Here is a 20,978-nt window from a genome sequence, read left to right as displayed (position 1 = left end):
TAAAAACGCCTAATCCCTACTTTTGGAAGGAGTAGGGAAGGTGTAATTTATCATTTCTGACCATACATTTTACTGTAATAGGCCTTATAGGCGCCGCTCGTAACATGATTCATCCAATCTTGATTTTCCAGGTACCAATTTATCGTCCGAACGATCCCGTCCTCAAATTTGGTTTCTGGTTCCCACCCTAGTTCATTGGTAATCTTCGTTGGATCAATCGCATATCTGAGGTCATGGCCCTTTCTATCCTTAACAAAGGTAATTAAATCTTCGGTAATTCCAGAGTCCGCATGTTCTTGTAAATATGCGATGATTAATTTAACAATCTCGATATTGGTTCGTTCATTGTGCCCGCCAACATTATAAACTTCACCTAGTCTGCCTTGATTCACGACCATATCAATCGCTTTACAATGGTCTTCAACAAAGAGCCAATCCCTTACATTTTCACCATTTCCATATACAGGGATTTCTTTATGATGCAGACAGTTATGGATAATTAATGGAATTAGCTTTTCAGGGAAATGGTAGGGACCATAGTTGTTAGAGCAGCGTGTAATGTTTATTGGCATTTTATAGGTTTCCCAATAAGCTTTCACTAATAGATCAGCAGACGTTTTACTTGCCGAATAAGGGCTGCTTGGATCTAGCGGTGTCTTTTCAGTAAAATACCCCGTTTCTCCTAGTGATCCATATACTTCATCTGTAGAAACCTGGAGGTACTTTTTTCCTTCCTTGTACAGATCATCACCGACTAACCATTTTTCTTTGGCGATATTTAAGAGGTTTAAAGTACCTAAGACATTTGTTTTGACGAAGATTTCGGGATCCTCGATACTCCGGTCAACATGTGATTCCGCCGCAAAGTTAACGACATAATCGATATCATATTGATCGAAAATTGCTTGAATCGCCTTTGAATCTCCAATATCTGCTTGCACAAAATGATAATTCTCGTTATTTTCAACGCTTTTCAGATTCTCAAGGTTTCCTGCATACGTTAATAAATCCACATTAACAATGGTTATATCTGAATATTTTTTTAGCATATACAATACAAAGTTAGAGCCAATAAAGCCAGCCCCGCCTGTCACTAAATAGGTTTTCATCTTTTCAGCACCTTTACTTTATTTACTATTTCCTTTTAGGAGGGTACGTTTCTGCAATATGAAATAAATATTGTCCATAATCTGTTTTACTTAGGGACTCGGCTAATTCCAATAATTGCTCTTTGTTAATATACCCTTGCCGATAGGCAATCTCTTCTACACATGAGATATATAATCCTTGCCTATTTTGAACCGCCTCTACATAGTTACTTGCCTTTAACAGGCTGCTATGGGTTCCTGTATCTAGCCAGGCCATGCCTCGACCTAACATTTCAGTTTTTAACTTCCCTCGTTGTAAATAAACCTCGTTGACTGTTGTAATTTCCAATTCACCTCTTGGTGATGGCTTGATTGTTTTCGCAATTTCAACGACATCATTATCAAAGAAGTAAAGCCCTGGAACAGCATAATTTGATTTAGGATTTGCTGGCTTTTCCTCAAGACTCAGGACATTTCCCTCATCATCAAATTCCACTACGCCGTACTCTTCAGGATTACTTACATAGTAACCAAAAATAACCGCGCCTTCTTCTAAGTTGACAGCTCTTTGCAAGGATTCCTTTAGCCCTTGACCATAGAAGATATTATCCCCAAGAACTAAGGCTACTTTGTCTTGACCAATAAACTCTTCTCCTACTATAAACGCCTCGGCTAGTCCACCTGGCTTCTCCTGCATGGTATAGGAGATGGTTAAACCTAAATGGCTGCCATCTCCGAGCAGTCGTTCAAATTGTGGCAAGTCATTTGGGGTTGATATAATCAAAATTTCTTTTATACCTGCAAGCATCAGAACAGATAACGGATAATAAACCATTGGTTTATCATAGATAGGCACTAATTGTTTTGAAATGGCCTTGGTTATTGGATACAGCCTGCTTCCGGTACCACCGGCCAAAATAATTCCTTTCACTGCCTTCAACACCTCTTTATAGTTATTTTATATGTTTTCTCAACGATACAACAATTGAACAAAATATTAACAGTTTAAATCATAACTGATATTCAACTTGTCAATATATTATTTGTATGTAGTTTTTTAACCTTATTTATTATAAAAGAATATATTTACAATTGGAATAACAATAAGCAAGAATCGACAATTTTACGCTTACTATTAGTGAAAAATGTAGAAACGATACAATTCTTTACAATTACTGAATAGCATTTGCTATTTTCAATTAAATTTTACATAGTTTTTTCACATTGTTCAAAACTTAATATGATATGATAGGACTTTGGACTAACTAACACCTAATTCTATGTCAAATTTACTGTTTGTCTTGAAAAAGCGGCAATTGTAGTCCAAAAAAATAAGAAACAAGAAGGACGGTCAACATGAAAAAGATAGCGGTACTCGGAAGCTGTGTCTCAAGAGATAGTTTTAATTCGAAATTCATTCCTGATTATAAGGACTACTATACTTGTGTCCTTCACCAAAACCAAATGTCGATGATTTCACTTGCTGCAGAGCCTATCTCATTTGATGAAAGCTTAATTGACCATTTGTCCCCTTTCGATACACGGCATTTTAAAACAGAATTGGATAAAAGCTTTTTCAGCGAAATGAAAAAACATCAACCTGATTATTTAATCATCGATTTTTATGGAGACTTATTTTATGGTGTTCAGCGAATTGGTGAAAGCTATATAACAAACAAGAAGTGGTTGTTCCAAAAAACCAGCCAGTATCCGAAATTAGACACAAAAGAAGAATTTCAAATCTTTTTTAATGAAAAAGACAGGTATTTAGAATTATGGAGGGCTGGAGTAGCCACATTATTTACTTTTTTGCAGGTATACGTACCACACTGTAAGGTTATCATCAATAAAGCACGATTTGTCGATGAATATTTGGATAAAGAAACTGGAACAATGAAAATTATTAGCCAGAGCGGACGGAAGAAATATATTAATGTACCCGTGTATAATAAATGGTGGGATGCCCTTGACAATCACGTCATCAAAAACTATGATGTCCAAGTGTTGGATTACAGCGGGCGAACCTACTATTCAGTTGAAGACCATCCGTGGGAAATGTTTTATGTCCATTACGATATGAGCTTTTACCAGGACTTTACCCGAAAGCTATTAGGAATTATTTTAACTGACACATTGATACAAAAAGAAAACCTTGAGCAGGCGTTACAAACAGCTGAAAATGAAATGACTCAATTAAAATCCAGCAAGCATTCTAGGTTTCATTTCTTAGATAAACTCGTTTTGAAATAAAAACATAAAATACTCCCAATAGCATTGGCTAGCGGGAGTATTTTTTTTACCAGCAATTATTTTTCAGTAAATACTTTTCTTACTACCTTCTCTGTCGACTTTCCGTCATGCCAGCTGCAGAACCTTTCGTAAAACGCATCATATTTAGTGGCATATTCCTTCTTTACCTCGTCAATTTTGGCAATCGCATTAATGACTTCATCACTTGTCCTAAGGAGTGGTCCTGGTCCTTCATTTTCAAAATCAAGATAGAAGCCCCTTAGTTGATCCCGATATTTATCAAGATCATAGGTAAAGAATAAAATCGGACGTTCTAGGTTGGCATAGTCAAAAAATACCGAAGAATAATCGGTAATCAGAATATCCGAAATTAAGTACAATTCAGCAATATCGTCATACTTCGAGAGATTAAAGGCAAACCCATCTAAGCCTTCCACGTTGATATCGTCCGCAATAAAATAATGCATCCTAAGGGCGACCACATAGTCCTCTCCAAGGATTTCCTTCATTTTGTGTAAATCGAGCTGAAGTTGAAATTTATATTTGCCAGGCTCATAATAGTCATCGTCCCGCCAGGTTGGAGCGTATAATACCACCTTTTTATTGTCAGGAATCCCAATGTTTCTCTTTACCCGTGTGATAATTTCCTCTTTTTGTGGTGAATAAAGAATATCATTTCGTGGGTACCCGTATTCCAGCATTTCGTTATCAAACTTAAATGCACTTCTAAAAATTTCAGACGAATAGCGATTGGGCGATAGTAAATAATCCCACGCCCGCGATTGCATATAAAAATCGCGCTTGTATCTTGGGTTGGCTGAATAGACATCCTTCATATCAAACACCAGCTTTTTAAGTGGGGTTCCATGCCAGGTTTCTAAAAAGACATTTCCCTCTCGTTTCACAAGATGGAGCGGCTGGCGCATATTATTGACCCAGTATTTCGATACCGCAAAATAGTAGTAATAGGCTAGGCTGAATCGTTTCACTATTTTTGCATTTCCAGGGATTTTCCGATTTTTATCATTAAAAACCCAGATACATTGATAATCCATTTTGTTTTCAATAATGTATTCATAAATATTACGAGGGCTATCCGAATAGTTTTTTCCTAAGAAACTTTCAAATATAATGTAATTTTCCTTCATCGGAAATCGCAAGAAAAATTTATTGTAAATATACCTTTTTAGCCTTGTAAATCCTTTTATTGCATTCTTAAAATCCCTTGCTTCAACATGAAATTTAAAGCCCCTAATGAATTTCTCTTTATTCCCAGACCGTAACTGTTTGATTTCCCTTTTAATATGGGTAGGCTGTGAAGCCAGAGCCGCTGGGTTGAGCATTTTCATTACGGTTGATAATAAGGCAAAGAACTCATCCAGATGTTTTTTATCTTGAAAAATATTAATTACTTCTCTTCGGTAAAATCTAAGAAGCAAGCCATCCAAATATTCCTTCACTACTTCTGATTTTCCATACTGCTTATTCATTTCCATGTAGACTGTCGTAAAATCCCGGGTTCTTTCTTGGATGGAACGCTGAACCAAACTTGGATTAGAAATCGGATCATTTCTAACCCGCTGAAAATATGTACGAATGTTTAAGCTTGGTAAACTTTTAACGTATAAGATAAACTGGATCACTCCTGATATATCTGTAGAGCCTTCCGTCCCTTCATAGAAGCGGATCGAATGTTCCTTAATGAAACTGCTCCTAATCAATACATTTAAAATGCTCCCGTTGCTAAAAATTTTATTACTGTCTTTCATGGTTAAAATGATTTCCGGCTGCGCAGGACCCTCTAAATCTGTTGGCTTTAATAAACGTTTCGTATTTCCAGCAATTGCTGGTGCCTCGTTAATATTCGCAACAAGAATATCAATCGCTTGCTCCACTAAGATATCTTCACTATCTAGGAAAAACACAAACTCTCCTGTTGCCGAATCCAAACCCTTATTCCGTGAATAGGCGACTCCTTTTTTCGACTCATTTTTTAAATAGACGATTCGTTTATCTTCAAGCAATGTTTCAATGTATCCTGTGTTTTCTGAATCTGAACTATCATTTATAATAATAATCTCCAAATTGGTGTAACTTTGTGATAAGACGGAATTCAAACAGTCTCCGATGAATTCCATGGAATTATAATAGGGGATTATGATTGATACCATCGCATTTTGTTTAGTATTCATAATTACTTCTGTCACACTCCCTGATATTTCGACAAGTTTCCTAATCGATTTTAACAAATTTCTGCAGTTTGGGGTAGAACAATGTTAAATTATAACATGTTTTGTCCAATTGTACTCTTCACACACTTGAATAGGATAGGTTTCCACATAATTAATATTAAAATTTATGCTTCTAATAAAATTACTGGGAAATTTTTAGTTTTTTATAGATTAAAAAAAAGACTGCCAATGGCAGCCCCTTCTATTTCATTTATTGAAAATATATTTTGTCCGTCCCGCGATCAAACACGTTATAAATATAGTTAATGCGAATAAAGTTTTCTTTTGTTTTCTTTATACGGTTGGTTTTTAATGCAGCAATATTGGCAGGGCTTATCGTATTGTAGGTAACTTTATATACCGACCCTGGGTCACTATTTCTCCACGGCATAAAGCCGATAGGACGGGCAACGTTTTCAAAATAGTTTTCACGGAAGGTCGGATTGATAGCACCGCTTGCAAAAATGCCTCTAAAGGTTCCTGACCCATTGACAACATTCTTAATCGTATTGTTTTCAATCACGGCATTTTTCCAGTTCATCACCCTGATTGGGGCCTCGCGCATCGTATCGATTGTATTGGATTGAATTAATATATTCTCATGATATTTACCTTCAGAATACTTATGAGTACCGATTGCTCGGTCAAGATTTTTAAAAAGGTTTCCCACAATCTTAATATTTCGATTCGGTGTTTTATCGTATTTACTCCAAGGGTGATTCCAGCCTTTGGTCACTTTATCCGGTGTATCCAGATTGATTGCTTCTTTATTTTTGTTCACGGAGGCTTTAGAGTTCACAAACTCATTTTCTGTAATCGAGGCCGTATCTGTTGCATCCATTTCGACAAAATGGCCTTGCTTTAGGTTTTGGAAATGAATGTTTTGGATTTTAATATTACGGTTATGTCCGGCAACGATGGCGATGGTATCTAATTCAAAATTCAAATCAATAATCGCCGTTCCTTCTCCGATGAAGGTGATGTTTTTTTCCCCATCGTATTTACCGCGCACACCACTTTTTAGCGAGATCGACGGCTTAACAACCTGGAACAGGGTTTTATTTGGTCCAATTTTTTTCGTTCCCGTTTTCGTTCCCTTCAGTATTTTCGCACCAGATTTTAAGCGAATCGTTACATTGGAAGGAACATAAAGGGTTTTCGGAATCGTATAGGTCCCTTTTTTCAAAATTAGCGTGCCCCCGCCCGCTTTTTCAAACTGTTCCAAATAAGAACGCAGTACATAATACTGTCGCGTGTACTTATTGTAAGTGCTGAAATTAGTCATTTTGCCTTTATAAGGCTTACTAGTTGGTGAAATTGTATAGGTTTTGGCAGCGGCAGACACAGACATCGGTGCGGCCAACCCGATCATCATAGAACAAGCGATAAATAATTTTGTTAACTTGACCTTCAAAAAAATCCTCCTCTTTTTGTTCTTCACTGAAGTTTATTTGGGAATGCTAAAATCGCTTGTCATTCCAGAAATTCTTTACAAAATGCTTTTCAGGGTTATAGACCTCTAATTTATAGCCTTTTTTGCGCAGGTAATCGATAATGATTGGAAGCTGCTGCGCTGTTCCCCGGGAATCATGGAAAAGAATCACAATTGGACCCTTTTTGCCTTTAAGACCGGATTTAACACGCGAGGTGATCATTGTCGGTCTGGTTCGATTATATTTCCAATCGAGTGTATCAATGTCCCAATCCCACATTTTAAAACCTTTTTTCGCAAGGGCATCGCGGAACGGTTTCTTCATATAAGGTTTGCTTCCATATGGAGCACGGGTCAACTTACTATTAAACTTGGCAAATCTTAATAAGGTTTGGCGGGTTTTCTCCATTTCAAGAGCCACATTTTTAGAGCTCCCCCGATATAATTTACGGACGTCGTGGGAAACACTATGTAACGCTGGATAATTTCCTTCCTTTATCAACCGTCTTACGGTATTAGGATTCCGTTTAATATTACCTTCAATCATAAAAAAAGTCGCATGGGCCTGCTTTTTTTTTAAAATATCAAGGATTTTAGGTGTGTATCGATTGGGGCCGTCATCAAATGTCAAATAAACAACCTTACTAGTTTTTGGTTCAGCTGCGTGCGTCGTAATAGAAGAAAAGCCAAACGTACTAATAATCATCAATAAACTAAGGAATACAACTGACGTTTTTCTTACCATACCCTCTCCCCCTCAGGAAAATCTACTATGGTACAAATCTCCTAATCTATTTTATGCAGTCGACGCTTTTCCCCATTTCAAAAAGAAATCAGTTTAGCGATGAATAATCCAGATTTAATCGAACCAACCTATAAAGAAGAAAAATTACGACAGGTTTCTGAGGTGAATTGGTATGGCAGAAAAACCATTTATTTTTTCAAGGGATATGACCGCTATTGCGAAGGGACTTGCGATTGTGTTAATGGTCTATCATCATTTATTCGCCTTTCCCAGTCGTATTTCCTCTGTTGATTACAAGCCATTAATGATGGTCGATAACATACCACTAGACATGCTAATTGGCGAATTTGGGAAGCTATGTGTAGCCATCTTCCTTTTCTTAAGCGGGCTCGGTCTTTATAAAAGCTTCCAATCGAAACATCACTTCAACTTCCATCAAGCCCTAAAAAGAGTATTCAACTTTTTTCTGCTCTATTGGATTATTTTTTTTATTTTCATTCCAATTGGACTTAAATATTTTGATGATACGATCCGATATTCATGGAATAGCAAACAATTTTTTTATAATTTATTTGCCCTGATTCATACCTATAATGGCGAGTGGTGGTTCATCTCTGTCTATATTGAATTGGTCCTGCTATTTCCATTACTCGTCAAAATGATTGAAAAAGGTCCGATTTTCGTCAGTTATCTTTCATTCATTTGTCTATTTCTTGCTGCGTTCTTTGTTCATGTGGATGATTTTTTCCCCAAACTTGAATTAGTCCAAATCGCAATCAATCATCTAAGTACGCTATTGACGTGGCAAATCATGTTCGTTACTGGAATTTACTTTTCCAAATACTCCATTTTTGAAAAAATGAATGCTTTTTTCTCTAAAATTCACTTAAATTATAAAATCGTCTTTTTAGCCCTGTTGGTCTTATGTTTTTATTTTCGCCAGGATCTGTACCCATTTGTCATTAAAACTAGAGGTCCTGAAATAGCTGGTATCTACAACTACTCAGATTTTATCGTCGCCCCTATCGCGATTTTCTCATTTGTGAAACTAGTTCAAAATATCACTTTTCTGGAATGGCTTTTTGGCAAACTTGGGAAGCATTCAACCACTATCTGGCTGACCCATACCTTCTTTATTTATTACTACTTTCAGGAGATGAGCTTTGCCCCTTACTATTCAACACTGATTGTTATTTGGGTGTTTATTCTAACTATACTCGTTTCCATTGGCATTAATTTTCTTAACCATATGATTCATTATCCATTTTTCAGAACGATGCGGATGCGGTCTTCTTAATAATAACTAATCGCCTGGCTTCCAAACTGTTTCCAGCCCTCAACAAAGGATTTTATTGGACGCTTTTTGTTCTTCGTCCCGTCTAAGGGATCATTGAAATAGACATATTTGGAATCATAGCCGGTAATCACAACTGAATGCTCCTTATAGGTGATCCTTACTGTTCCATGTGAGGTATACCATGTCTGCCAATATGAATTCGGAACACGGCTGAACCAGCTGGTATTAATAATCCAAACGGGATGCCCGGCACTGACGTAGCTGAGTATCGTTTCGAACGGTTTGCCGGTTAAATTTTTTATCCGATTCGGTTTATATTTTTCGGCCAAGGCTTCAATGGGTTTATTAAATACACCCCACCCTGGTTTATTGAAGGTATACATATTGCCTACAAATCCATAATTGGGATGGCCGAAATAAATTTTGCCATTTTTGCGTACCAACTTGGCTGGGTCCTTTTTCACTTGTTTGGCTAGTGTCATTTTGTTTGCTTTAATGCCTGTATATTTCAATAACATCGTTAGGCTTGTTACTTCACACCCGCGTGGAAGCTCTGGCATTTGTTTAACGATAGGGACATTAAGTATCCTCTTTTTTAGCTTAGGTTGATTCTGAACGATTACTTTTCGAGGAAGACTTTTATTATTTGAATGGTCAACAGCATAAACCTCGAGAACCGTCTGTTTTTTTTGCTGCGGAATCGGAATGGAATAATTTCCTTTTTTGTCTGCAGCTTTCTTTAGGTAATACGTAGAATTTCGTTTCACATAAACCATCGAATCCGCTTCTGCTATTCCGCTAATCGTAAACGATTTATTGGTTAACTTATTCACAGTAGGCATGGGGGGAGGTGTTTGATCGGTAACCACCGCAGCTTCTGTCATCAGCGTGTTTGTTCCAAAAACTGCTAAAATGAGTAAAGAGGCGATCCAGTTCTTTTTTTTCTTCATATATAGTTGCTCCTAACTGAAAAAAATTGAAAAATAGCTAGGGAAAAGATGGTCCCTAGCAAAGTTGGTAAACTTACATACTTACACTAAGATTGGTAATATATTTGCTCGCTACATAGCCCACTCTGCCGCCTAAATCAATGACATAAAAATCATTTTCTCTTTTAAAAAAATAGTAATCTTGATCTTTATTAATATAGGCAATCACCTTACCTGAAGTGGTATTGTCGACAACCGGTGCGTTCGCCTTCATTTTAATGATTCCGATTTGGGAAAGATTCGCAGCCCAGCCGCTTACAGACGTTTTCTTAAGGGCAATCACTGATTTCTTTTGGATATAGCCTGTCCCTTTTCCAAATTTCACCCCATACCATGTGCCCTTTGTGGAGAAAATTTTAAGAGTTTGGTATTTTTTCAAGGTTCCAATCGCTGCCGATTTAGAACTATTTTGATAGATGGTTACATCTGCCTTACTTTTAAAATAGGGAGCGGATGCCTTCGCTTTATGATTCTTATTCACGATCCAGGCTAAACCGGCAATGACTTTTTGTGACTTCTTGTAGGAAATCCCTTTGGTGGTAATCGCTAATACATAAGGGTTCTTGTCGAAAACAATCGCGGCATCGTTATAAATTCTATCCTGCGGAATCATTCCAACCTTATGTGCGACTGCAGTCCCTTTAATCCCGCGAGGAATCGTCGTATTATAGACGGTCTTCTTCAAATAACCGACAAGCTCCTTGCCGAGCGGGTTTTTATTGGAAAATTGATAGAGTCGTTTCGCATAAATCGTTAAATCATTGGCGGAGGTTAAATTTTGCCCATTCGGATAGGCATATTGCCCGCCAATGCTTTTCATATATTTTATAAACGTCTTTTGGCCGACCCGTTCCTTTAACATGATAAATGCAATATTATCACTATAAATCATTGCCTTTTTGACAAGATTTCTAATCGTATAGGAAGTCCCAACCTTATCCTTTTGGATAACCCCGCTGCCACCATAATAATGGTAGCTTTTGTATGTAAGCTTCTGATTTAAGTTGATCTTACCCTTTGCTGCCTGCTCCATAATATAGAGAGCAAGCGGCAGCTTAATCGTACTAGCTGCACGGTTTGAGGTCTTACCTTTGATTTGAAAAGTTTCCCCGGTAACCAAATCCTGATACTGTAAGGTCACTCGTCCGCCCGATTTTTTAAGATACTTGTTAAGTTCACTTGATGCTTTTTTGGTAAACTCCTGATGCGCGGTTAATTCTGCGGCATATGCACTATGACTTGGAATCAACATTGATATGACTAAAAAAATAACCATCAATCCCTGTGTGAAACGTCCTACCTTCAACTCTTTCCCCATCCTTTTCAGTAATTATCTTCCTTAAATATTAACAAAAATAGTAAAATATTAATATAGGTTCTAACTTTATTGAGCATAAAAAAAGCATCCATTGAATCATAGATACTTTTTTCAGGCTAGCCTAATTTCTATATAGGTATGCTGTATGGGTCAGCCCATCATAAGTATAGTAAACCTTGATGACAGTGTTATACGAAAATTGAGATACGGCTTTTTTGGGATAAAAGTAATAAGTTTGGTACGTACGTCCAATTGTAATCCAATTCTTTGGATAATAAGTATAGATAACCTTACTATTATTCAAAAACTGCATCTTTGTTACCTTAATATTGTTATACCCATAATTTGTTACTCTTAAATATCCTGAATTATAGTAAATATCATAGTTTGCATTAAAAGATGAATTTGGAGATTCCCTAATATCAAGTGATAGCTTCTTGGTCTTCACTTTTTTTGTTCCTTTTTGGCGTACATCTACGGCGACCTTAAATTTCCCACTATAATAGGGTGCCCAATATAAATATCTGCTGCTCGAATAATCCTGTACGGTGTACCAATAATAACCATTATAAACTCTGAATCGATATTCTAAATATTTACCGGATGACTTAGCTGTGAAAAAGAAATATGTACCCGCCGCCTGTTTCGTGCTAATGTCCGATTTCAACGTTGGTGTTGAGAAGTATGAAGGCTTAAAGATGGTAAAACTATTAGTTCTTGTAGCCGTCTTTTTAGATAGTTTGCTCCGGACTGTGACTTGCACTTTTGCAACCCCTGCACTTTTCGGTTTCCAATAGACGTAGTTTTTGCTTGAATAGTTTTTAATAGTCTTCCATTTTTTATTTTGATAGACACTAAATTTGTATTCTAGATTTACTCCTTTACCCCATGCCGTCCATTTAATTGATGTGGAAGTCGGTCGAGGAGAGGACATATTTGCTTTTAATGAAGAAACATAAACCTTTCCATCCGTAATATCATAGCTTAGTTGCCTTGAAACGATTCGATTAGGATATTGTGATCTGCGTACTTCAACTTTGATGTAATATCTCCCTGCACCGGTCGGTTTCCATGACAGATAGCCTTTTGTTCCGAATGCTTGAACAACTTTTCCATTCACTGAAAATTGATATTGAAGCCCAGAATAATTTGATCTCGTCGTTATTTTCGTTGCAAATGTAATCGTTTTGCCTATCAGGTAAGGTGATTTAATATTTGGCGTAATGGAGGCAACCGCAAAATCTGGCTTATACGGATTAATGACATACGATATTTCCTTTTCAACCACTGCACTTGGAATGGCAGGATCTCGTGCCTCTACTTTTATTGTGTATGTACCTGGTACGGTTGGTTTCCATTGGTATGCAGATGCTGTATTGAAGCTTCTGACCACTTTGTTTTGGATCGAATATTGATATTGAAGACCTGTTTTACTTGCGCTTGTCTGAAATGTAATCACTTTCCGCTCAATTTGAGGCGAGGGTAGATTGGCTGTTAGACTATTGATTGTAAAATCTGCGTCATAGGATATCTCTGGCCAGAGGTAATACTCTTGGCTCCCCATGGAGTAGGCATATTCCTCTCTATTTACAGAGATATAATAGGTTCCTTTTTCCAATCTTGAATTCAAATATCGATAATAATTGTCTGTTTCATCATCATAAAAGTATTCACTGGTGGCTATGGTATTCCCATTTACATCATAGAGAGTTACAGAGTAATCAGTAAAATAATTGCGATTATCATAATAGTCATTACCTAAATAGGAGTATAATGTAAACTCACCATTTCTCAGCATGTCTAATTTATAAAAATCTAGGTCTCCCTCGGTAATATATCCCTGAACTTCATCTAGGTTGTGAATAGGATTGGCTTCTTCCATCGCATCATTTGGTTCAACTTCGGCCACTACTTGGTTATCCAGTTTTTTGAATCCACCTTTAAAATGTGGCTTTTCTGCAAATGCCAAGTTCACAGAAAAGGACAATGCTAGTAATAGAATAAATGTAGATATGAGTATCTTTTTCAAAGTTAGTACCTTCCCCCAATTGGAATTTTAAATCCAATGAATATTTTACCATAATATTTGGAATTTTTATCCCATTTTAGCAAGATATATTTTTAATATTGTTTCTTTTCTATTATTCTATTCCCTAAAAAAATACCCCCTAGGACCTTGGGTCCTAAGGGGTATTTATTAAATTACTTTTTCTTTACTGTTACTATTTTCGTTGAGCTAGTATTTCCTGCTTTATCTTTCACTGTCACTGAAAGAACTTTACCAGCTTTTTGTTTGGAAATCTTAACTGAGAACTTGCCATATTTATCGACTGTTGCTGTTCCAAGTACCTTACTTCCAGCTTTAACTGTTACTGTTGAACCAGCTTCTGCTTTTCCGGTAACTTTAGTAGATTTCACCGTAACTTTATCAACACTTGGTGTTGATGGAGCGGTTTTGTCTACTACCTTCACAGACACAGCTTTGCTAACATTGCCGGCTTTATCGACAGCGTAAACTTTAATTTCTGTTCCAGCTTTTTGTTTAGAAATAGAGAAGCTAAAGTTACCATATTTGTCAGCTGTAACACTCCGTTGATATTTTCCTGCAATATAAAGCTTAACGGTAGCATATGCTTCTGTTTTTCCAGTAACCTTTGTTGCCTTATCAGAAACTTCATAGATTTTTGTTACAGTTGGGGCTGTTTTATCAATCGTAAACTTGACGATTGTTTTTAAGCCTGCTGCATTAATTACTTCTAATGTATAGCTTCCTTGTGCGCTAACAACTGTTTTAGTTGCCACTGCTTTTCCGTTTAACTTCGCTGTACCTTCGTTAAAGAAAATCGTGACATCTTTGTTGTAAAGACCATTGTTCGTAACACCTGTGATGACTGGAGCTGTTTTATCAATCGTAAACACGACAGTCGTCTTGTTGCCTGCTTCGTCAGTTAACACAACAATGTGTTTTCCTTCTGCTTTAACCACTGTTCCTGTTTTTACTTCTTTACCATCCAATGTTGCCGTTCCTTCAGTAAACGTGATGGTTACTTCCTTGCTGTAGTTCGCATTATTGCTAACTCCATTTACTATTGGAGCCGTTTTATCAATCGTAAACAATACAGTTGTTGTGTTTCCTGCAATATCTGTTACGACTAAGGTGTAGCTGCCTTCTTTACTTACAGTCGTTCCAGTTGTAAATGCTTCATCATTTAATGTAGCCGTTCCATCTTCGAACGAAATGGTTACATTTTGATTGTAGATACCATCTTCAACTCCAGTTACTTCCGGTGCTGTTTTATCAATCGTGAACGTAACTGTTGTTTGGTTGCCTGCTTCGTCTGTTACGACAAATGTGTAGCTGCCTTCTTCACTTACAGTCGTTCCAGTTGTAAATGCTACATCATTTAATGTTGCCGTTCCTTCTTCAAACGTAATACTTACATTTGTATTATAAGCAATACCGTCTGCTACACCAATGATCGCTGGTGCCGTTTTATCAATCACAAAATGAACGGTTGTTTGATTTCCGGCTGCATCAACTACCACTAAAGTGTAGTTGCCTTCTTTACTTACAGTTGTTTCAGATGTGATTACTTCATCATTTAATGTTGCTGTTCCATCCTCAAACGAAATGGTTACATCTTGATTGTAAATTCCATCTTCAACACCATTTACTACTGGTGCTGTTTTATCAATTGTGAAGGTAACTGTTGTTTGGTTGCCTGCTACATCTGTTAATACGAAAGTGTGGTTTCCTTCTTCAGAAACTACTGCTCCGCTTGTGACTGTTGCACCATCTAATGTTGCTGTGCCTTCAGTAAAGGAAACTTGTACATCCGTATTGTATAGACCCTTGTTTTCTACGCCAGTTACTCCTGGTGCTGTTTTGTCAATCGTGAACATTACTGTTGTTTTGTTGCCTGCAGCATCTGTTACCACTAATGTGTAGTTTCCTTCTGCAGTTACTACAGATTCACTAGTGAATGCTTCACCGTTTAATGTCGCTGTGCCTTCATTAAAGGAAACAGTTACATCAGTATTGTAAAGACCATTGTTTTCTATACCAGTTACTACTGGGCTTGTTGTATCTGGAGCAACAGTTCCAACTAACTCTCTTGTATCTCTTACCCGGATACGTGTACCCTGTGCAAAAGCACCTGATAGACCGACTGCTTCTAAGGTGTCACCTGTTTTAAGAACTGGTACCTGAACATTGCTTTGGTTCACAATGTAGCCATCTGTGAATACTAACACATCACCAGAACCATCATTGATGACATAAGAGTTATCGTCAAACTTAGAAACTACTTGTCCTTTAACTTTTACTAGGAATCCTTGGTTGGCAGCAGTAGTTGCTTCACCAGTTGGTACTAGTTTCGGTTGTAAAGGTTCGCCTGATCCAATTTTAATAACATCTTTTGCAAAGCTAGTAAACTCTAATTCAATATTATTATCAAATCTCTTAATGTGGCCATAAACACGTACTTTATCGCCTGGTTTTAGTGAACCATCTGGAACTTCAAGGTAAGCCATGATTCCGCCAGTCTCATCTTGTAAGTTGAAAGCATCAAAGAAGACACCTGCACCAGTTGTAACGGTTCCTTCCACCACTACATCTGTATCATCAGCTAGTTTACGTACATCAGCAATGTTTGCCACTTTCATTTCACGATGTGCTAACCAATTGACTGCGTTAAAGATTAATTCGTCGTTGCCCTTTGGTTCAAACGATTCATCCATTTGCTTGTCATTAAAGATGTTCATCCCTGAAACGACGATACGGCCGTTTTCGCCAATTTCTTCAGAAGCAATTAACGGAATCGCTGATCCGCCTGTTGCATCAGAAACAGCATCATACGTGTATCCACCTAAAACTTTTCCTTGATAAGTGGTTTCATTACCTTTCGCAAGGATAGTCACCTTACCTGACTCGGTTAATGGCTGATTATCAGCGCCAGAAAGGCTTGTTCCGCTGTAATAATCAACAAATGAAACACGGTCAGTGATATGGTTAGCAACTAAGCCCGGATGTACTCTGACTGCATATGGGCTTACCGCTGGATCGCTCCAGAAGTTTCCGCTCTTGCTATCATCAAATACGCCATCATTACCCATGCGAATTGCTGAACCCATTTCGCTTAATACACCGTTATTAATGCTTGGGTCTGTGCTGTTATTGCTCTTGCCAGCCATTAATAATGAACCGCCATTTTTCACAAACTTAGCAACGGCTGTTTTTTCATCAGCTGTTAAAGCTTTTCCGTGTGTAAGCACTAATACTTTCGCCGTACTTAATACTTCATCAGTAAGTGCTGTTTTATTTTCAGCCACTGTGTAGCCTTCTTTTTGAAGCATTAGCGTAAAGGCTTTTAAGTTATCCTTATACGTTCCACCATCTGTACTTGTGTTCTCGTTGTTGTGGTTAGCATCTATTAACACTTTAATTCCAAGCGGCTCTTTAATCTTTACTTGTAATGAATATTGAACATCACCAAGATTTAAGCCATCTAAGGAAGTCACAACGGCAATTAACTTATGGTCGCCTTTGATCGGGCTTGCCCAAGTTGCTGTTGCTGTAGCAGACGTTTTTGATAAAATCGATGAAATAGTGTTAGTGCCAATCAAATTATCTGTTTTTACTTCATCATAATAGAAATCTACTTTTAAGTTTTTCACGACTTCTGTACCGTTATTAGCCACAGTTGCTTTTAATGTCGCAGGGTTGCCTCCAACGATCACTCCGCCATCGATATCGATTCCATTTACTTTCACATCGACTGATTCTTCTTTAGACCAGATTGGTGAAGAATAAATACGTTCACCATCCATTTGAGTAACTTTAACGACAAACCATTGCTGGCCGCCTGTTACTGTATAATTTGGTGACCATGTAAAGTCTTTTTCCATTGGTGTAATTGAATCGACTACTTTGCTGCCGTTTGAGATTAATTCAACTTTAGCAATTCGATCATCTGACTTATATGATGCTGGCAAGTAGTCATAGTTAGTTGTATTTTTTGCTTCCGCAACTGGGTCATTACCAGAAATAGTGAAGTTTAGTTTCTTACTATCAACTGTTGAACCCATATAGTAGCCATTAGCAGAAACATCTAATGTGAAGTTCGGATCTTCTTCCATGTAAACGCGCATATTACGCATCGAGTTCATTAAGGAATCTTGTGAAAGATCGTCTGCCACGATAACTGTACGAGCATTGATTTGACCCCAAGTTCCTTCATGGTTATCTTCACCATAAGTAGGCGCAAGGTGCCAGCCTAAATCTAGTGTAGAGAAATATTTTGCTTCGGCATTGGCATAGCCATAGTGACCAGAACCATTACCTACTTCAAGCATGGTGAATAATTTATCTACATCGCTATTGTAAGGCTTGAAGTTGTTAAAAGCATTCGCTGACATATCAGGATGGTTGAATTGACCAACGATATTGTCATATGTTAATACCCAAGCATAGTATTGGTTTAAGTCTTGGTATTGCTTTCCGTTAATGTTACGGTCGATAAAGTTATCTGTACCAAAGATATTGGAGTGACCCCATGTTGTTGAAGTCATTTCAAATGCTGGGAATACTACATATTCGCCATTCTTTGTATATTGTTTTGCAAGATCTTTCGTCTGTTGCCATTGTGTACCGCCAGAACGTTCCTGCATAACAGTTTTACCATCTTTTGCAGTACGGTTAACTGTATCGGTTCCTAATTTTTCAGGATCAATATCATGTGAGTGATCTGAGAAGGCAAACCAATCGTATTTATACTTTTGACCCGCTTTTAATGCATCTTCCGGTGTACCGGCACCATCATGTGAGATGTTGGTATGATTGTGTGTGGTACCACGATAGTGGTTCCCGCCATCAAAACGTGGAACAATTTCAAATGTCCACTCTTTTGTATTTGAGTTTCCTTTTAAGTCTGTAGCAGCTACTTTTACTGTATGAACACCAATCGCAAGATCTTCGGTTGGAGTATATTTAACTTGCATTCTAGTGATTGTAGCTTCAGGAGCTTTAAGCTCGTTTCCATCAAGCCACATATGAACGGAAGCTTCATCCACACCACTTGGATCATTAATTAAAGCAGAAATCTCTGGATGTGGTGTTTCCATTTTTGCATTCTTTTGAGGAGTTTCTCCACTGAACGCTGGACCTGTTGTATCCTCAATCAATGTTACTGCATATGGTGCTGCACTTGTACCAGCTGATTGTACTTTTGTACCTGCTGTAGCTTCGATATAGTATTCAAAGCCGTTTGCTGGAACATCGGCAGCATTCAAGGTTGCAGTGTAACGACTAGTGCCGTCATTTCCCATAACTAATGGAGTATACTCAGTTGCTCCTGTTGCTCGGTAGTAGGTAGTTACCTTTTCTGCCCCATCAGCATTGGCAACAAATTCAACACTTGTACCTTTGTATACTTCTGTTAATGCTGTGTGTGTAATTCCTAAAATGGAAGCAATATCTTTCACGTCACGTGGGAATACTTGATATCCATTGACGTGAGTGGCATTTGTTGTGTATTGTCCAACGATACCTGTAATCGTATAACTTTTACCGATAACTAAATCCGTATCTGGTTTGATGCCAGTAGCACCCATAACACGGATTGTCGTTGTTTTAGTATTTTCATCTACTAAAGTTACGTTATAATTGGCACCTGTTGCTGCTACAGCTGAAACTTTACCGGTAACGGCAACTAAGCTTCCTTCAAGCGGTTCAGCTGTTGTAAACGTATTTAATCCAAGAATAGTGATATCTTTAACGGTTGGAAGGGCAAGGCCTTCTTCAAGTTTTTGAATTGCAGTTGGTTCGAACTCAGTCATACCGTTATAAACAATGACTTTACCAGTTACTCGTAACTTGTCACCTCGTTGGACGGTAAGACCAGAATCATAACTTCCAAAAACATTGATTCCGCCTGTGGCATCTTGGATATAGAAGTTGTTTTTCTGCGTACCAAGAATACCGTTTTGTATCGTTACTACACCTTCCACTGTAAAGAACCCGTTTAGGTTCGTTAAAATCCCTTTTGAGTCAGTTGCTTTTACTTCATTAAGTGGAGTGATTGTAGTTAATACTGCTTTCTCAATTGATACAGGAGCACTTGGAAGCATGATCCCTTTAGTTGTGGTTGTTTGCTGTGTTACATACACTTTATCAGGTGCATTGGTGTTAATTTTAATGTTAAAATCTCCTGTTGTGCCTGCTGTTGCTGTTGCAAGTACTTCAGAAGCATTGGCTGATTCGTTTGGATATACATTGATGATAGAATCCTTAACGGCTGCGCCTGCATTACCGATTAAAGTTCCTACACCATTTGTTACCATATAGTTTAATTTATCGACAGCAACATTTGATGATGCTGCTGCTTTATCAATTTGGATGGCTGCACTTTCAGTCATGTCACTTTGTTTAGCAGCAACATAAACAGCTGAAAGTGCTGTTGTTGGTGTAAAGCTAATTTCAAAAGAACCGTCAGCTGCCGCAGTAGCTGTACCAAGCGTTGTTACCTTAGCTACGCTGTCATATACTTTAACAGTTGAGCCAGGTTCTACCGCTAGGGCTCCACCCTTTACTGTTGCTGAATTATCTTGTTGTTGTAGAAATTGAATTGTATTTCCTTTTGGCTGCAAGCTGATTACTGGAACCATTGGGGCTTCAGGAGTGCTTGCTGTGTTTCTTGGTGCAGCGACCGGTCCTACATAGAAGTCTGCTGCGTTATCGTCTGTATCCCATGCATTTCCTTTTCCAGGAGCTGGATCTGTGTTTGCGTATGGCTTACGTTGCGCACTATTAGCATTGGCAGTAATTTTCACTGATGCGGAACCTTCAAATTCATTTGCAATTCCATAACCAACGAAATCCACAACATTGCTATCACTTTTCCCTGAAATTGCCTCTGTTCCATGAACTAAGGCTACCTTGGCATCTGTTCCAGACATAGCAATTGATCCAGTTACATCAGGAGTATTTGGAAATGTTGGTTGCGCACCAGTTCCTGCAGCCTCTTGAATCAAATAATATCCGTATGCCGGAATAGTACCTTTAAGATTAGTAGCCGCAGTTGAGGCGGTTGAAAAAGTACCTGTCTTACTTGCATATTGTATTGACCAACCATCTAAAACAATAGGACTGCTGGTTGGGTTGTACAATTCAATAAAGTCGTTTTTATAAACAGCCCCACTATTTCCCCCAGCACCGTGCAATTGACTTATTACAATATGATCAGCCATATCTGCATGTGCTCTAATACTTAGACCACTTGGCAAAAAGGTACTGACCAATAGAAGTGCTGCCGTGACCGTGCTTGTCCAGCGCTTAAACTTCCGATGTCTCGCTTTCATCCATCTACCACCCTTTGCTGTAATTTCTTTTGCAAACATACATTATAAGCGCTTACAAAATTGCCTCTTTTGAATGTTTACAATACTCTATTATTCTACAAAATTATTAGGTCTATGGATAGATAATTTTTTTTACAATTATTTCTAATCGTCTAAATTATTTTTAAATAAGGTATACAAATACAGACAAAATGTGATTATATTAAGGAGGTTTCGCCTATTTTAATCTTTTTGGTAAACTCAGTTAACTATTTTGAAATAACTTTTAGGA

At 37.8% G+C, this 20,978-nt stretch carries 11 protein-coding genes; 2 read left to right on the top strand and 9 right to left on the bottom strand.

Going from position 1 to position 20,978, the window contains the following annotated elements; all coding sequences use genetic code 11:
* Positions 1 to 50: 50 nt before the first annotated feature.
* Positions 51 to 1,109: a dTDP-glucose 4,6-dehydratase gene (gene rfbB, locus V7121_RS19195; protein WP_335547473.1), complete on the bottom strand. Its 1,059-nt coding sequence runs from the start codon at positions 1,107 to 1,109 to the stop codon at positions 51 to 53.
* A gap of 25 nt (positions 1,110 to 1,134) precedes the next feature.
* Positions 1,135 to 2,019: a glucose-1-phosphate thymidylyltransferase RfbA gene (rfbA, locus tag V7121_RS19190; protein ID WP_335499627.1), complete on the bottom strand. Its 885-nt coding sequence runs from the start codon at positions 2,017 to 2,019 to the stop codon at positions 1,135 to 1,137.
* A 425-nt stretch (positions 2,020 to 2,444) separates the two neighbouring features.
* On the opposite strand from rfbA, the gene V7121_RS19185 reads away from it, so the two are divergent.
* Entirely contained in the window at positions 2,445 to 3,338 is an 894-nt protein-coding gene (locus tag V7121_RS19185; protein ID WP_335499631.1) for a DUF6270 domain-containing protein, read from the top strand.
* 56 nt (positions 3,339 to 3,394) lie between these two features.
* Here the strand turns inward: V7121_RS19185 and V7121_RS19180 are convergent, their stop codons facing one another.
* The 3 genes from V7121_RS19180 to V7121_RS19170 form a co-directional block, all read right to left on the bottom strand.
* Positions 3,395 to 5,545, bottom strand: coding sequence for a bifunctional glycosyltransferase/CDP-glycerol:glycerophosphate glycerophosphotransferase (locus V7121_RS19180; RefSeq protein WP_335547471.1), 2,151 nt, complete (start codon positions 5,543 to 5,545; stop codon positions 3,395 to 3,397).
* Positions 5,546 to 5,780: 235 nt separating this feature from the next.
* The gene (locus V7121_RS19175) at positions 5,781 to 6,983 is read right to left on the bottom strand and encodes a right-handed parallel beta-helix repeat-containing protein (RefSeq protein ID WP_335499635.1); all 1,203 of its coding nucleotides are present in this window, start codon (positions 6,981 to 6,983) and stop codon (positions 5,781 to 5,783) included.
* A gap of 46 nt (positions 6,984 to 7,029) precedes the next feature.
* Positions 7,030 to 7,746, bottom strand: a complete 717-nt coding sequence (locus V7121_RS19170; protein ID WP_335547470.1) for a polysaccharide deacetylase family protein — start codon at positions 7,744 to 7,746, stop codon at positions 7,030 to 7,032.
* A gap of 172 nt (positions 7,747 to 7,918) precedes the next feature.
* Between V7121_RS19170 and V7121_RS19165 the strand changes: the two genes are divergently transcribed.
* Entirely contained in the window at positions 7,919 to 9,043 is a 1,125-nt protein-coding gene (locus V7121_RS19165) for an acyltransferase family protein (RefSeq protein ID WP_335547469.1), read from the top strand.
* Here V7121_RS19165 and V7121_RS19160 read toward each other — a convergent pair.
* From V7121_RS19160 to V7121_RS19145, 4 genes are all read right to left on the bottom strand, one after another.
* Positions 9,040 to 9,993 carry a C39 family peptidase gene (locus tag V7121_RS19160; protein WP_335547466.1) on the bottom strand — a complete coding sequence of 318 codons (954 nt, stop codon included), beginning with the start codon at positions 9,991 to 9,993 and terminating at the stop codon, positions 9,040 to 9,042. The genes V7121_RS19165 and V7121_RS19160 overlap by 4 nt on opposite strands.
* Positions 9,994 to 10,066: 73 nt before the next feature.
* Positions 10,067 to 11,338, bottom strand: a complete 1,272-nt coding sequence (locus V7121_RS19155) for a serine hydrolase (RefSeq protein ID WP_335547464.1) — start codon at positions 11,336 to 11,338, stop codon at positions 10,067 to 10,069.
* Between the two features lie 133 nt (positions 11,339 to 11,471).
* Entirely contained in the window at positions 11,472 to 13,379 is a 1,908-nt protein-coding gene (locus V7121_RS19150; RefSeq protein WP_335547462.1) for a hypothetical protein, read from the bottom strand.
* Positions 13,380 to 13,552: 173 nt separating this feature from the next.
* A complete protein-coding gene (locus tag V7121_RS19145; RefSeq protein ID WP_335547459.1) occupies positions 13,553 to 20,707 on the bottom strand; it encodes an Ig-like domain-containing protein in 7,155 nt (2,384 codons plus the stop codon).
* Positions 20,708 to 20,978: the final 271 nt, after the last annotated feature.

Source organism: Neobacillus drentensis, assembly GCF_036962125.1.
Taxonomy (GTDB): domain Bacteria; phylum Bacillota; class Bacilli; order Bacillales; family Cytobacillaceae; genus Neobacillus; species Neobacillus drentensis_B.
This window is presented reverse-complemented; position numbering and strand designations above follow the sequence as displayed.